This is a genomic window from Deinococcus pimensis DSM 21231 (assembly GCF_000519345.1).
Classification (GTDB): domain Bacteria; phylum Deinococcota; class Deinococci; order Deinococcales; family Deinococcaceae; genus Deinococcus_A; species Deinococcus_A pimensis.
Genome location: NZ_KI912671.1, coordinates 112,869 through 125,432 on the forward strand (window position 1 = coordinate 112,869; position 12,564 = coordinate 125,432).

The window sequence follows — 12,564 nt, forward strand, 5'->3', positions numbered from 1 at the left end:
AGCAGTGCCTGCGGCGCGTTCGACGAGAGCGCGAACGCCGCCGCCCCCAGCGCGGCGCCCAACAGACCGAACGTCACGGCGACGCGCGCGCCACGCCGGTCGATCAGGACGCCCGCCAGGGTCACGCCGACGAGTCCCGAGAGCCCGACCCAGCCGGCGACAAGGCCGGCGACGCTCAGTTCGAGGTGCAGCCTGCGCTGCAGGTAGACGAGCAGGTAGGGGAAGACGAGGCCCTCGGCGAGCCAGAACAGAGCGTCGCCGGCAAGCAGGGTCAGGGCGGGTCGTGGCAGGTCGGTGGGCAGTACGGCGGGCAGACGCATCTTGATCCTTTCGGAGGAGTGTCGCCTGACCCTACCGCCATCCTGGACATCCAGCAAGGCAATACCCTGAATGCTTCGCATCCATATACTGGATGGAGGAGGGGAGGGGCCGTGGACGTCGATCAACTCCGCGCGTTCGTGCAGATCACCCGCGACGGCAGCTTCAGCCGCGCCGCCGAGACGCTGCTCATCGCACAGCCCACCATCAGCAACCGCATCCACGCGCTCGAGAAGCAGATCGGCGCGCCCCTGTTCGTCCGTGGCGGCCGACGCCTCCAGCTCACCCCGCGTGGCGAACGCTTCCTCACGTACGCGCAGCGCGCCCTCGAACTCCTCGACGAAGGCGTGGACGCCGCCCGCACCGAGCCTCGTCACGGCGGCCGGGTCAGCGTGGCCTCCACCCCGACCCTGACGGCCAGCCTCGTCGCGCCCGCGCTCGCGGACCTCCTGAGGCTCTTCCCGCACGCGGGCGTCTTCGCCGACACCGTCGCCTGCGAGCAGGTCATGCACCTCCTCGACGACGGCATCGTCCGCCTTGCCGTGGTGCCGTCGCCCTACGCCTACCCGCCCGGCATCGAATGGCAGGAGCTCGCACGCCTGCACGAACCGCTCCTCCCGGTCGTCGCCCCCACACACCCCCTCGCGAACCGCGAGGCCCTCACCTGGGCGGACGTCCGGGAGGTCGAGTGGCTGCACGTCCCATGGACCACCACGCACCTCCACGACCTTCGCCGGGTCCTGCCCACGCGTGACGTCACGCTCGACGTTCCCCCCGCCGTGGCCAGATCTCTCGTGCGCACCTCCCGCTGGGCCGCGTTTTTCCCACCGAGCGCCGTCCAGCGTGACCTCGACCGCGGCGAGTTGCGCGTCCTGCCGGTCGTGGACCTCCCGGACTTCCACCGGGACGCCCTGCTGATCCGCCACCCACGCGGCGGGCAGCTGAGGGGCGCCCAGGCCGCGCTCGCGTCGCTTCTGGCAGAGCGGATGCGCGGCGCCCCACGTCCGCACGAAGCGCAACCCTGAAGTCACCCCTCGGGCGCGTTCGAACTGCCTCCTACCCCTCGCCCCGGTCCGGACGTCAGGGTGTCGTCACGGCCCTCCGACTACGCTCCGGCCATGCGACCACGTGATCAAGTCGTGATCTTCCGGGTGATGCGCCTGCTGCGCTGCGTTCACGAAGTCTCCGCCAACGAAGTCGCGGCCGCGCTGGGCGTGTCGAACACCAGCGTCTGGTCCTCGGTCGAGGTGCTGCGCTCCCTCGGCTGGGCGGACGTGCAGTACATGCGCGTCCACTTCCGGCGTCCCGCGCACCGCGTCAGGCTCACCCTCAAGGGCCTCGCCGTCGCCGACGGCCTCGAGCCGCGGGCGTTCCGTCCCTACGAGCAGCCCGCCGGGCCGTCCAAGACGCGGGCCGAGGCGTCCGCGCCCTCCGCGTCACCCGCGCCGTCCCTGAAGATGACGCGCATGAAGCCGGCCAAGTCGAGCACGCGTGACAGCGCCGGCACCACGCGGCGTTCGCCTGCGCTCGTCGTGGCGCGACCATGAACGCGCCCGACCGAGGCGCTGCGCGCGGAGCGGAAGTGCAGAGCGTCCTCCTCGGCGTCCTCGCCGTCCTCGCCTTCAGCCTCACCTTCCCCGCCACGCGCGCCGCCGTTCCGGAGCTCGGCAGCATCATCGTCGGGCTCGGCCGCACTCCCGTCGCCGCGCTTCTCGCCGCACTCATCCTCCTCGCGCACCGCAAGGCGCCCCCGGCGCGGCGTCACCTCGGCAGGATCCTCGCGGTCACCGTCGGCGTGGTCATCGGCTACCCACTGCTGACCACCATCGCCCTCAGGCACGTTCCCGCCACGCACGCCGCCGTCGTCGTCGGCCTGCTGCCCGCGGCCACCGCGATGTTCGCCGTCCTCACCGGCGGAGAACGCCTGCCGCGCCGCTTCTGGCTCTGCGCCCTGGCCGGCGTCCTCGTCGTGACCTTCTTCGCGCTCTCCCAGGGCGTCCGCTCCCTGCAGAGCGCGGACCTCCTCCTCCTCGCCGCGGTGCTCCTCAGCGCCTACGGGACGGTGCAGGGCACCCGCGTCGCCCGCGAGATCGGCGCGTGGCAGGTGATGTGCTGGGCCCTCGTGATCGCCACGCCCTTCCTGCTCCTCCCCGTCGGCGTCGAGGTCGCGAGGCACGGACTGCACGCCAGCGTCACCGCTTGGCTCGCGTTCGGCTACGTCTCGATGGTCAGCATGCTGCTCGCCTTCCTCGCCTGGTACCGCAGCCTCGCCCTTGGCGGCACCGCCCGCGGCGCACAACTCCAGATGGCTCAGCCGATGCTCGCGCTGATCTGGGCGTACCTGCTCCTCGGGGAGCACCTCAGCGTCTGGACCGTCGTCACCTGTGTCGCCGTGGTCGCCCTCGCCGCCGCCGCCCGTCTGTCCAGCAGCGCGCGACCACCCGCGGGCACCACCGACGCCACGGGCACCGCCAAGCCCAATCGCACGTCGGCCCACACCACCCGGCGTTGAGCCGGGACGCCCGGGCGGCGATCGACCGCTGCGCCCACCTCGACACGTGCGAGTCGGACCGCGCCGGACCGCGCCGGACCGCCAGCACCGGACCTCACCGCGTCGTGGCGAGCGCTCGCGCCCGACCGGAAGTGCGGGCGGGACGTCACGTGACGTCCCGCCCGGAACACGTCGGAGCCTTCGCGCGAGCCGCTCAGTACCACGCGACCGTGTCGTCCGGCGCGTTCTCGAACGTCCAGTCGACATAGTCCCGGATGGTGAGCCGAACGTTGTTCCAGCCGGCCTTGAGCCGCAGGTCGAACGTCTCGCGTCGGCCGTCGTACGCGCACGCCTGAGTGCCGGTGACGTCGGTGTCGACGGTGGCGTAGATGAACTCGATTTCCCGACTGGTCGTCCCGTCGACGCGGCGGCTTCGCGCGCTGCCGAGGAGGGCGCCGTCCCGGTACAGCATCAACTTGAGGTGATAGAGCTCCTCGAACCGCGCGGCGGGCGCACTCTCGGTGACGTCACCGACGCAGCCGTCGTCACGGTACGTGTCGATCGCCGCGTTCGGGTTGGTCGGGAGCGGCAGCGTGAACGTTCCGTCCGCGTCGACCTGCACGCGCTGCTGCGGCAGCGTCACGATGGGGGGAAAGCTGACCTGATCCGGCATGACGGCGCGCTCCGCCAACCGACCGCGCAGTACACCGGACGAGCCGCTCGGCCCGTCCGGCGTGACAGGAGGGGTGCATCCGGCGAGGAGGGCCCCGACGAGGAGCAACGGCATGAGGCGAACAAGCATGAGCCCATGTTCGTCGGCGGGGCGTGACGCACCCGTGACGTCGAACCGCGGACCGAGTCCGACCCAGGCGTCCGCGGTTCGTGCCGAGTCCTCGGCGGTCCTGCCCTGGTGTCGGACCTGCGACGCCCGGCTCGGTCGGTGGGACGACGGCCCTGGCGCGGCAGAGGACGTCGAGCTCGAGAACAGGGCATGAAGAGGCCACCGCGACCTGAAGCGTTCAGGACCACGTGACGATCGTGGGAACGCGAACGCTCGTGATCCGGACGTCGTCCGCCGTGACGACGCGCCGGACGACCGTCCACCCCGCGGGAAGCGTGAGATCGTACGTCTCGGTGAACGCGCCGCCGTCGTTGAGCGCCGGACAACGCTGCGATCCCCGCACGGTCGTCGCGGCCGACGTGTACACGAAGAGGTACTCCTCCGATCCCACCGCGCGCTCCACGCGGTTCCGGATGGTCCCGAGGGCCACGCCGTCCCTGAAGACCTGAAGCTCGACGTGATCGAGCTTCTGGAAGCGTGCGGAGGCGTTCTGCGAGACGACGTTCCCTTCGCACCCCGTCGTCGCGATCGAAGGCTGCCCACCGGAGAAGGTCGGGAGCGGCAGGGAGAACCGCCCGGTCGCGCTGACGGGCGCCACGTCCTGCGGCGCGTCCTGTCCGGGGGCGAAGCGTACCCTGTCGGGCATCGGCGAACGACCTGCGATCTGTCCGTACACTTCGTCGATGGGTCCGACGTGCGCGACGGGCGGATCGTACTGACAGCCGGCGAGCAGGCCGATCAGCAGGGGGAACGCGGTGAAAACTCGTTTCATGTGGGGCTTCCTTTCCTGGACCTGCGGGAGGAGCAGGGCACGACGTGCGTCGCGCGAGAACGGTCCGGGTGGGTGGGAGGTTCAGGAGTCACGATCACGGGGGTGGGTCCGGCGCGACGGCCGCGTCGTTGGATGAGCGCTGCCACGGCCTGTACAGCCTCGGTGGGCGCGTGGTGCCGCGCGAAGGCCCGGGCGAGGGTGCGGGCGCGCAGGGCGTACTTGCGGTTGGACAGCACCTCACGCACCGCCGCGCCAATCTTGCCGGGCGTGGGGCGGTCCGTGGCGAGGTTGATGCCGACGCCGGACCACGCGACGCGCTGGCACACCTCGGGTTTGTCGGCTTCCTTGCCGGCTACGACGAGGGGCACACCGTCGGCGAGGGCGCGCTGCACGCCGCCGAAGCCGGCGTTGGTGACCATCACGTCGACGTGGGGCAGCAGCAGGTCGTGCGGGACGAAGCGCTCGAGGCGCGCGTTGGCGGGCAGGGTGATCCTGACCTCCTCGACAGGGCGCCCGCCGGTCGTGGCGACGACGAGGACGTCCTCGTGTGCGAGTGCCTGGAGGGTCGGGACGAGCAGCTTGTCGAAGTCGGCGTTGTCGACGGTGCCCTGGGTGACGTGCACGACGGGGCGAGATTCGTGCAGTTCGCTCCACCAGTCGGGCAGCGTGTAGGTCGTCGCGGCGTCGGGCAGGACCGGCCCGATGAAGCGGACGTTTCGCGGCAGGTCGCTGCGGGGGTACTCGAATTCCTCGACGGTGCCGTGCAGGACGAGGTCGGGCGCTTCGATGACGTTGTCGAGGAGGAACTTCGTGGCGCGCCTGGCGCCCGCGCGGACTTCGGCGTCGCGGTAGTACGCGTCGGGCGCGCGGAGCAGCACCTTCTGGATGAGCAGGTTGAGGGCGCGGTTGCGGACGCGGCCCAGCCGCGTGGAGGACGGTGGGAGGCCCAGTCCGAACGGGGCGGTGTCGACGCTGCTGCTCTGCAGGGGCATCGGCGTGAACACCACCCAGGGGACGCCCGCGCGTTCGCGGACGACGCGGCCCGCGAAGAAGCCGGTGTCGGTGAAGAGCACGTCGGCGGGGAAGACCTTGAGGATGTCGAGGACGTCCTCGACGTAGTCGGGGATGAAGTCCGCGAGCATGTGCCTGATGTCGTGGCTCATCTGCTGGAGGGGTTTGAGGCCCTTGCGGGCGGGGAAGCGCGCGTCGAGGTTGGTGGGGTCGAACTCGAGGTGCGGGCGCATCGGCGTGAAGGTCGCGCCGGTCCGCTCGACGCGCTCCCGGAAGGGGCTGCTGGTGTACCAGACGACGTCGTGGCCCTGCTCGACGAATTCACGGGCGATGCCGGTGGCGGGGTTGACGTGCCCGACGTAGGGGGCGGTGGCGATGAGGATGTTGGCCATGTGGAGTCCTTTCGGCGCGTCTGCACGCGCTTCTGTTTGTAGGTCACCTTAAAGTTGCTCTCATGACGTGGCAGTGACATCGGCGGCGCGGCGGAAAGCGGAGGCGGGCGGCGCCTTCCAGGTTGACCTGGGCTTTGTCGGGCCCAGCGTCGTTGGGCCTGAGCCGGCCGTTCAGCCGTCGTCCGCCCCATCGGCCACTCGTGGGCCCTGCGGATCGATCGCCGCGTTCGACACGGACTTTCGGGCGTCGATGCGCGCGAGCTGAGTCCAGGCGTGTTCGATGCGTGCTCGTCGTTCGTAGAAGGGGATGGGCTTGTCCGTCGGCAGGGAGCCGCACCAGTGGAGGAGGAAGCGTTCACGTTCGGCGAGCCAGCGTCGGCGGTTGGACATGGACATCGGGGTGGCCTCGGAATTGAGTCGTGAGTGCATCGGGTCGGTGGTGGGGACCGGCGGGTTCGTTCCGCGGTCGTTTGGCGCAGCGTTCTGCGAAGCGGTCGGTGCGCGGCGCGCACCGTAGCGCCCTTGGTGTGACAGACCCCTGACGTCGTCGGTGGGAGGCCTTTTCGGGGCATGTTCCTGGCCGACTCTTGACAGACGATCTACTAAGACAGACTATGTAGACAGACAGAGCTTTGTGGAGGGGGCAACGCCGGGGACGCCCACGCGCCCACCCCTCGAGAGGAGACCCCCTTGAACCCCGACCAACTCCGCGGCAACCTCGACCTGATCCTCCTCACCGTCCTCGAACGCGAAGCCCTCTACGGCTTCCGCATCGCCCAGGAAGCCAAGACCCGCTCCAACGGCCTCTTCGACTTCCGCGAAGGCAGCCTCTACCCCGCACTGCACCGCCTCACCCAGGCCGGCCTCCTCACCACCGAGGACCGCGAACTCGGCCGCAACGGCAAACCCCGCAAGTACTACCTCATCACCGAAACCGGACGCGCCGCCCTCACCACCAAACGCGCCGAATGGACCCTGTTCCGCGACGCCCTCGACGGACTGAGCTGACCATGACCGACCTCGAACGCTACCTCCGGCGCGCCACCCTCGGCCTGCCCAGACGGCAACGCGACGACGTCCGCGACGAACTCGAAGAGCACATCCTCGAACGCGCCGCCGGCCTCCAGGCCTTCGGGATGTCCGAACGCGACGCCATTCGCCACGCCATCGACGACCTCGGCCCTCCCGCCAGCGTCGGCATCGCCATGAACGGCATCTACGTCCTGCCCCAACTGCTCAAGGTCACCGCCCTCAGCACCCTCGTCGCCACGCTCGGCCTCAGCGCCGTCACCACCAGCGGCGCGCAGGTCGCGGCCCTCACCCAACGTCCCCAGTCGCCCACCTGCGTCACCACCACCAAACCCCTCACCGCGCGCAAGGCCATCACCGTCACCAGCACCAAGGGAAACGTGACCTGCTACGTCTTCAAGGACGTCCGCGTCTACCGCGGCCTCTACCTCAACCTCGACAGCCTCGAGGACACCCTGCGCGCCAAAGGCGTCAAGGTCACCACGCAGGCCGCGAAGACCACCTACCTCTTCCCGGGCGCCACACGGGAAGTCACCCCCCGCGTCGCGTTCCGCAAGGGCGCCGACCGCTACCTCAACATCCTCGACCTCGACGCCAGCTTCGGCCCTTCCGGCCTGCCGGTGCGCGTGAGCGGCTGGACGAACCCCACCGTCACCGTCGGCGACGTCAGCTTCACCGTCGGCACCGCCACGAGCGCCGCGCAGGCCGCGCCGCTGTACCTGACCCTGCTGCGCGCCGCGCAGCGCGCCCTCACCGGCAGCGCCGACACCACCTCCATCCGCGAGGACGACGCGCCCCCCACGCCCAAGGACGCGGCCACCCACGTCATCCACGTCGACCTGCCCGAAGGCACCCCCGTCGGCCTGATCCAGCGGGGCGAGCAGGGCGTACCCTTCCTCGACGTGGCCGCCGTCCAGAAGGACGGCACCGTCACGCTCTACACCCGCGCCAAGCGGCTCACCTTCGTCACGGACGCCCGACAGCTCTCACCGTACCCGACGGGCGGCCGGACGAACGCGCTGCTCGTCCGCCTCACCGGCCGCGTCACCGGTGACGTCGCCCAGCAGTACGAGACCGTACGACCAGCGCAGGCCACCAGCGACGCGAACTGAACCCAACCCCGACCCCTCCGGGGAGACGCGGCCCACCGCGCCCCCACCTCCTCACGACCCGAAAGGACCACCCTCATGCGTCACCTCAAGGCCCTCGCCGCCGCCCTCGCCCTCACCTCCGCCGTCACCGCGAACGCCGCGCCCCAGGACGAAGCGCGCGTGCACTTCCTGAACCACACGGGCGCCGCCGGCGTCGTGGACGTCTACGTGGACGGCCAGCTGCTGTTCGACGACATGTTCAGCGGCGCGCCCAGCATGTTCGCGCGCACCCTCACGGCGGGAGAGCACACCGTCGTCGTCACGCCGCACGACGCGCCGCTCGGCCAGCGTGACCTCGCGCGCGGCACCGTCGACGTCACGAACGGCATGGCGTACACCCTGAGCGTCGCGCAGAGCGCCGGAGGCGCCCTGTACGTGGACTTCACCTCGGGCACGCCCGGCGGCCAGTAACGCACGAGACGACACGTCAGGTCGCCGGCCCTCGACACGTCGTTCGTCGAGGGTCGGCACGTTGGCACGTGCGGCCCGGCCTCAGCCCGCCGCCGGTGACGCTCACGAACGGGCCGCGGGTCGTGCCGCAGGGTGCTCGAGGCTGGTCGCCGCGGCTGGGCGGCAGCGGCAGCGACGACACGCCCGGCGGGACGTTGCCACTCAAGCCGGTCGCGACGGCGAAGTCGTACGGTCTCTGGACGCGGGGAAGCTGTGCACGTCGAACCGGAGCGGTCCGGTCCCCGCCTCGCACGCTCAGCGACTCCCGCATGGGTGAGGCCGGACGTCCTCGACCGCGAGGGCAACGCCGACCCGACCGGGCCTGAGCGGCCCTTTCCATTTTCGGAGGAAGGTGGCGGCGCGGTCAGCGTCCGAGGACCTTCAGCAGGTCCTCGTCGCTGACGTTCCACGAGAGGTCCATCCCGCGCCACGCGTCCGGCACGTCGGGCCGCGCGAACCTCACCCAGTCCACCCGCCCGACGAGATCCGGCCTGCCCTGCGTCACGACCGTCCGGTTGTACGCGAGGGCGTCGTTCACCACCCCGAGCGAGTCGTTGTCGGTATAGGCGTTGACGCCCACCTGCAGGGTCACGCCGAGGTTCGGGCGGTCGAGGCGGCGGTGCACCGCCCAGCCTTCGCCGTCGAAGCGGCGCAGCAGCAGCACGGACCGCCCGATCCTCGCGACGCGAAGTTCCACCCAGCCCGCGCGGCCCGGTCGGGTGCGCAGGCTCGACGCGCCGTTCGTGGTGGACTTGTCCTCGATCTGCGGCGCGCCCACGTCGTCGGCCGTGCCGACCGTGAGGAACACCCAGTTCTCACCGGACGAACTCCACGTGTCGGGCGTCACGGAAGGTCGGGGTTGCCGGATCATCAGGCCCAGCAGCGACCAGCCGGCCGTGGGGACGGGGGTCGCGCGGCCCGACGCGAGGACGCGCGCCGTCACGACGAAATCCCCCGTGACCTCCTTGAACAGGTAGGGCGCGCGCATGCCCGCGAACCACGCGCTGGAGTACGGTTCCACGTACAGGTGCCCGGGGCTGGTGGTGTTCACGTCGAGGGCCTTCCATTGGCTCGGCCAGCCCTCGACGACGTCGTGCCGTTGCCACCGCGCGAGCGACGTGGCGTCGTCGAACTCGTCGTCGAGGGCCGTGAGGTCATAAGGCGCGCCGAACGCCGCGCTCAGCGCGACCAGGACGCTCAGCCCGAGCGCCCTGAGGTGCGCGCGGCTCACGAGCGGCGCTCCTTCGCGGTCGCGAGCAGCGCCGCGCCCAGAGCGGCCCAGCCGAGGAAGGTGTGCCACGCGAACACCACCCCGGACGGTTCCTGGCCCAGCAGGACCTTCGAGAGGATCGTCACGGGCAGCGAGATCCCGCAGAGCAGCAGCGCCGCGCGCAGGCCCGGGCTGACCGTCCGGGCGACCAGCGCGGCGATCCCGACGACGAAGGTCAGCAGCATGCTCAGCGGCCACGCGAGGTCCGTCACGACGTACGCGGCGTGCGTGGTGGGGACGCCGAGCAGGTCCATCGCGCTCTGCAGCAGCGCCAGCGTGACGGTCACGACGAGCAGGGCGCTCAGCGCCCCTCCCGCTCGACCCCGACCGGCGGCGCGCACCTCGCGCAGGCCGAGCGCGGCGCACAGCCAGCCCAGCGAGAACAGCCCGTAGAGCAGCGCGCCGAGCGGGTCGGTGTCCTCGTTCGCGACCTTCTGGAAGCCGTGACGGTACACCTCGACGAGCATCGCGGGCGACGCCAGGACGGTGGCGACGCCAAGCGCGCGCAACCGCGCGAAGGAACTCGTGGTGGGCGTGGACGACGATTCGGTGGTGTGGGTGTTCATGATGACCTCCAGGTGCGTGGGTGCGGACGTGACGTGAACTCGGGGCGGCGTGACGTTCGGATGGTGACTTCTCAGAAGCGCAGGAAGCGGGAGAGCAGCGCGTTCGCGTCCGGCTGGGTGACGAAGCCGACGCTGACGGGGGACACGATCACCCGCGACGAGCCTGCCGTGCCCGCCCCGGCGCGGCCCGTGGTGGACACCGCCGCGCCGTCCCTGAGGAGCGCGAGCGTGCCGCTGCCCGGCAGCAGGAATCCCTTGATGGACGCCGCGACGTTCAGGCTCAGGCCCTGCGTGACGGTGCCGTCCTGCCCGGTGAGGGTGTAGGGTTGCGTCCCCACGGACGGGCCGTACGCGACCTGGGTCACGCCGGCGGTGCCCTGCAGGAACGTCCGGTGCGGCTCGTCGGGCGTCTGCAGGTCGCCACGTCCCCCGACGGCGTTGTGCACCAGACCCGGCGAGAGCAGGATCAGGGCGCGGTTCGCGTCGTTCACGAAGGCCGCGGCGTTCTGCAGGTCGGTGGGCGTGAGGACCTTCTCGGTGCGGTCGCCGGTGTACCACAGCACGCCGCTGTACTCGCGCAGCCGCGTGACGTCCGGCCCGCTGACGTTCCCGCCGAGGTCGTACTCGACGACGTGCACGTCGTACGCGACGTTCGCGGCGTTCATCGCGCCACGCACGCGCAGATCCGCCTGCGAGTCGGGCGTGGCGGCGGGATCGTCCGCGCGGCTGTTGTTGACGCTGCTGTCGTCGTCCACGACGAGCCAGCGTTCGACGTTCACCGTCAGCGTGACCGTGCGCTCGACGGTGCCGTTGCGACCCCTGAGCGTCAGGGTGTGCGCGCCGACGGGGACGTCCTGCCCGACGCTGAGGGTGAGCACGCGCCCCTCGCTGCCACCGAAGGCCGCGTCGATGCGGGTGCGTCCGGTGCCGACGGTGGGGCCGTCCACGCCGAGCGTCACGAGCCCTTCGGGGTTCGCGGGGCGTTCCAGGGTGACCTGCACGGTCGCGCTCCGCCCCGCGGAGACGGTGAGGGCGCGCGGACCGGCGTTCAGGGTGAAGTCACGGTCTCCCTCGGCGGGCGTGCGGACCGCGCGCTCCACGCCGACGCTCGCGCCGAGGGAATTCGTGGTTTTGAGCCGGTAGGTGTACGAGGTGCTCGGCGTGAGACCGGCGTCGGTGTACGAGCGGGTGTTCGCGTCGAGTGGCGCGGTGACGCTGGCGTACGCGCCGCCGTTCGTCTTGCGTTCCAGGGTGTAGTTCGCGGCGCCGCTCGCGGCGCTCCAGCTCAACGTGACGGTCGCGCTGTCCGTCGCGTCGGCCTCGAAGGTCGTGACGTCCGTGGGGAGCGTACCGCCGCCGGGTCCGCCGCACGCGGCGAGGGTCAGCGCGGCGGTCAGGAGGGCGAGCGAGCGGAAGGTGAGACGTGAGGTGATCGTGCGGTTCATGGGTGTTCCTCCGTGGGGACGAGCGGCGTCGACGGTCCGCTAGCTGCGCAGCAGGACGCCGTAGAGGTACTCGAGGCAGTCGTCGATGCTCGCGAAGTGCCGGGCGTCGCCCTGGGTGTCCTCGCGCAGCGTGGCGCGCCAGCCGGGCAGGGCGGCGTCGCCGTCATGCCAGACACGCAGCACGTACACGTGCGAGGCGGAGCGTGGACCTTCCTGAGGGTGTTGCTGGGTCATGCGTCTCCTTGTGCGGGCCGGTTCCCGGTCCGTGCCCGCACTGTTCCCGAAGCGCGATGGTGTTCGGGTGGTGACCTCCCGCCGCGCGCCCCTGCGGGGCGGCCCGGTATGCTGAAGCTCATGACGTCGAGTTCTTCGTGGCGGCTGGACCTGCTCGGCCCGCCCCGCCTTCACCGTCCGGACGGGCAGGAGGTGTCGCTCCACGCGGAGCGGAACCTGCTGGCGGTCCTGTCGTACGTGGCGCTCGAAGGGCCCTCGACGCGCTCACGTCTGGCGGGACTGCTGTGGCCGGAAACGCTGGAGGGCGCGGCGCGCAACAACCTCGTGCATCTGCTGCGCCGCGCGGCGCGGATGTTCGGCGACGGTCTTCTGCTCGCCTCGGACCTCGTGCGGCTCGACGGGACGGTGCGCGTGGACGTCCGTGACGTGCTCGAAGGTGAGCTCGCGGACGAGGGGATGGCGCCCCTTCTCGCCGGGGTGGACTTCGACGGGCGTCCGGAGCTGAGCGACTGGCTGCTCGCGTGGCGTGAACGGCTCGGCGCGCTCGGCGTGGACGCCCTCACGCGCCGCGCCGCCGCGCACGAGGACGCCGGC

16 protein-coding genes are annotated in these 12,564 nt (G+C 71.1%); 7 read left to right on the forward strand and 9 right to left on the reverse strand.

Annotation, left to right across the window (positions count from 1 at the left end; genetic code table 11):
- Positions 1-401, reverse strand: a 401-nt coding sequence (locus tag DEIPI_RS38190) for an MFS transporter (RefSeq protein WP_157463878.1), incomplete at its 3' end; no start/stop codon positions are given.
- A gap of 30 nt (positions 402-431) precedes the next feature.
- Between DEIPI_RS38190 and DEIPI_RS0120210 the strand changes: the two genes are divergently transcribed.
- The 3 genes from DEIPI_RS0120210 (at position 432) to DEIPI_RS33025 (ending at position 2,830) form a co-directional block, all read left to right on the forward strand.
- On the forward strand, positions 432-1,343 hold the full coding sequence (locus tag DEIPI_RS0120210) for a LysR family transcriptional regulator (protein WP_027482973.1): 912 nt from the start codon (positions 432-434) through the stop codon (positions 1,341-1,343).
- Between the two features lie 93 nt (positions 1,344-1,436).
- Complete coding sequence (locus DEIPI_RS0120215; RefSeq protein ID WP_157463840.1) at positions 1,437-1,865, forward strand: hypothetical protein; 429 nt, start codon at positions 1,437-1,439, stop codon at positions 1,863-1,865.
- Positions 1,866-1,900: 35 nt separating this feature from the next.
- Positions 1,901-2,830, forward strand: a complete 930-nt coding sequence (locus tag DEIPI_RS33025; RefSeq protein ID WP_052351856.1) for a DMT family transporter — start codon at positions 1,901-1,903, stop codon at positions 2,828-2,830.
- A 193-nt stretch (positions 2,831-3,023) separates the two neighbouring features.
- On the opposite strand, the gene DEIPI_RS0120225 is transcribed toward DEIPI_RS33025, so the two are convergent.
- The 4 genes from DEIPI_RS0120225 to DEIPI_RS0120240 all read right to left on the reverse strand — a co-directional run bounded on the left by DEIPI_RS0120225 (position 3,024) and on the right by DEIPI_RS0120240 (position 6,215).
- Positions 3,024-3,611, reverse strand: coding sequence for a hypothetical protein (locus tag DEIPI_RS0120225; RefSeq protein ID WP_157463841.1), 588 nt, complete (start codon positions 3,609-3,611; stop codon positions 3,024-3,026).
- 217 nt (positions 3,612-3,828) lie between these two features.
- Positions 3,829-4,422, reverse strand: a complete 594-nt coding sequence (locus DEIPI_RS0120230; RefSeq protein WP_027482976.1) for a hypothetical protein — start codon at positions 4,420-4,422, stop codon at positions 3,829-3,831.
- The gene (locus tag DEIPI_RS33030) at positions 4,419-5,825 is read right to left on the reverse strand and encodes a glycosyltransferase (RefSeq protein WP_052351857.1); all 1,407 of its coding nucleotides are present in this window, start codon (positions 5,823-5,825) and stop codon (positions 4,419-4,421) included. The genes DEIPI_RS0120230 and DEIPI_RS33030 overlap by 4 nt, the downstream gene beginning before the upstream one ends.
- A gap of 171 nt (positions 5,826-5,996) precedes the next feature.
- Positions 5,997-6,215, reverse strand: a complete 219-nt coding sequence (locus DEIPI_RS0120240) for a hypothetical protein (protein ID WP_157463842.1) — start codon at positions 6,213-6,215, stop codon at positions 5,997-5,999.
- 300 nt (positions 6,216-6,515) lie between these two features.
- Here DEIPI_RS0120240 and DEIPI_RS0120245 point away from each other — a divergent pair, with 300 nt between their 5' ends.
- From DEIPI_RS0120245 to DEIPI_RS33035, 3 genes are all read left to right on the forward strand, one after another.
- Positions 6,516-6,833 carry a PadR family transcriptional regulator gene (locus tag DEIPI_RS0120245; protein ID WP_027482978.1) on the forward strand — a complete coding sequence of 106 codons (318 nt, stop codon included), beginning with the start codon at positions 6,516-6,518 and terminating at the stop codon, positions 6,831-6,833.
- A gap of 2 nt (positions 6,834-6,835) precedes the next feature.
- A complete protein-coding gene (locus DEIPI_RS0120250; RefSeq protein WP_027482979.1) occupies positions 6,836-7,966 on the forward strand; it encodes a permease prefix domain 1-containing protein in 1,131 nt (376 codons plus the stop codon).
- 75 nt (positions 7,967-8,041) lie between these two features.
- A complete protein-coding gene (locus DEIPI_RS33035) occupies positions 8,042-8,416 on the forward strand; it encodes a DUF4397 domain-containing protein (protein ID WP_045234792.1) in 375 nt (124 codons plus the stop codon).
- A 403-nt stretch (positions 8,417-8,819) separates the two neighbouring features.
- Here DEIPI_RS33035 and DEIPI_RS0120260 read toward each other — a convergent pair whose 3' ends face one another.
- From DEIPI_RS0120260 to DEIPI_RS0120275, 4 genes are all read right to left on the reverse strand, one after another.
- Positions 8,820-9,686, reverse strand: coding sequence for a DUF1349 domain-containing protein (locus tag DEIPI_RS0120260; protein ID WP_027482980.1), 867 nt, complete (start codon positions 9,684-9,686; stop codon positions 8,820-8,822).
- On the reverse strand, positions 9,683-10,291 hold the full coding sequence (locus DEIPI_RS0120265) for a hypothetical protein (protein WP_027482981.1): 609 nt from the start codon (positions 10,289-10,291) through the stop codon (positions 9,683-9,685). The genes DEIPI_RS0120260 and DEIPI_RS0120265 overlap by 4 nt, the downstream gene beginning before the upstream one ends.
- Positions 10,292-10,362: 71 nt before the next feature.
- A complete protein-coding gene (locus DEIPI_RS0120270; RefSeq protein WP_027482982.1) occupies positions 10,363-11,736 on the reverse strand; it encodes a fibronectin type III domain-containing protein in 1,374 nt (457 codons plus the stop codon).
- 39 nt (positions 11,737-11,775) lie between these two features.
- Positions 11,776-11,970 carry a hypothetical protein gene (locus tag DEIPI_RS0120275; protein ID WP_027482983.1) on the reverse strand — a complete coding sequence of 65 codons (195 nt, stop codon included), beginning with the start codon at positions 11,968-11,970 and terminating at the stop codon, positions 11,776-11,778.
- A 120-nt stretch (positions 11,971-12,090) separates the two neighbouring features.
- On the opposite strand from DEIPI_RS0120275, the gene DEIPI_RS40460 reads away from it, so the two are divergent.
- A partial coding sequence (locus DEIPI_RS40460) for an AfsR/SARP family transcriptional regulator (RefSeq protein ID WP_425387885.1) occupies positions 12,091-12,564 on the forward strand: 474 nt, incomplete at its 3' end.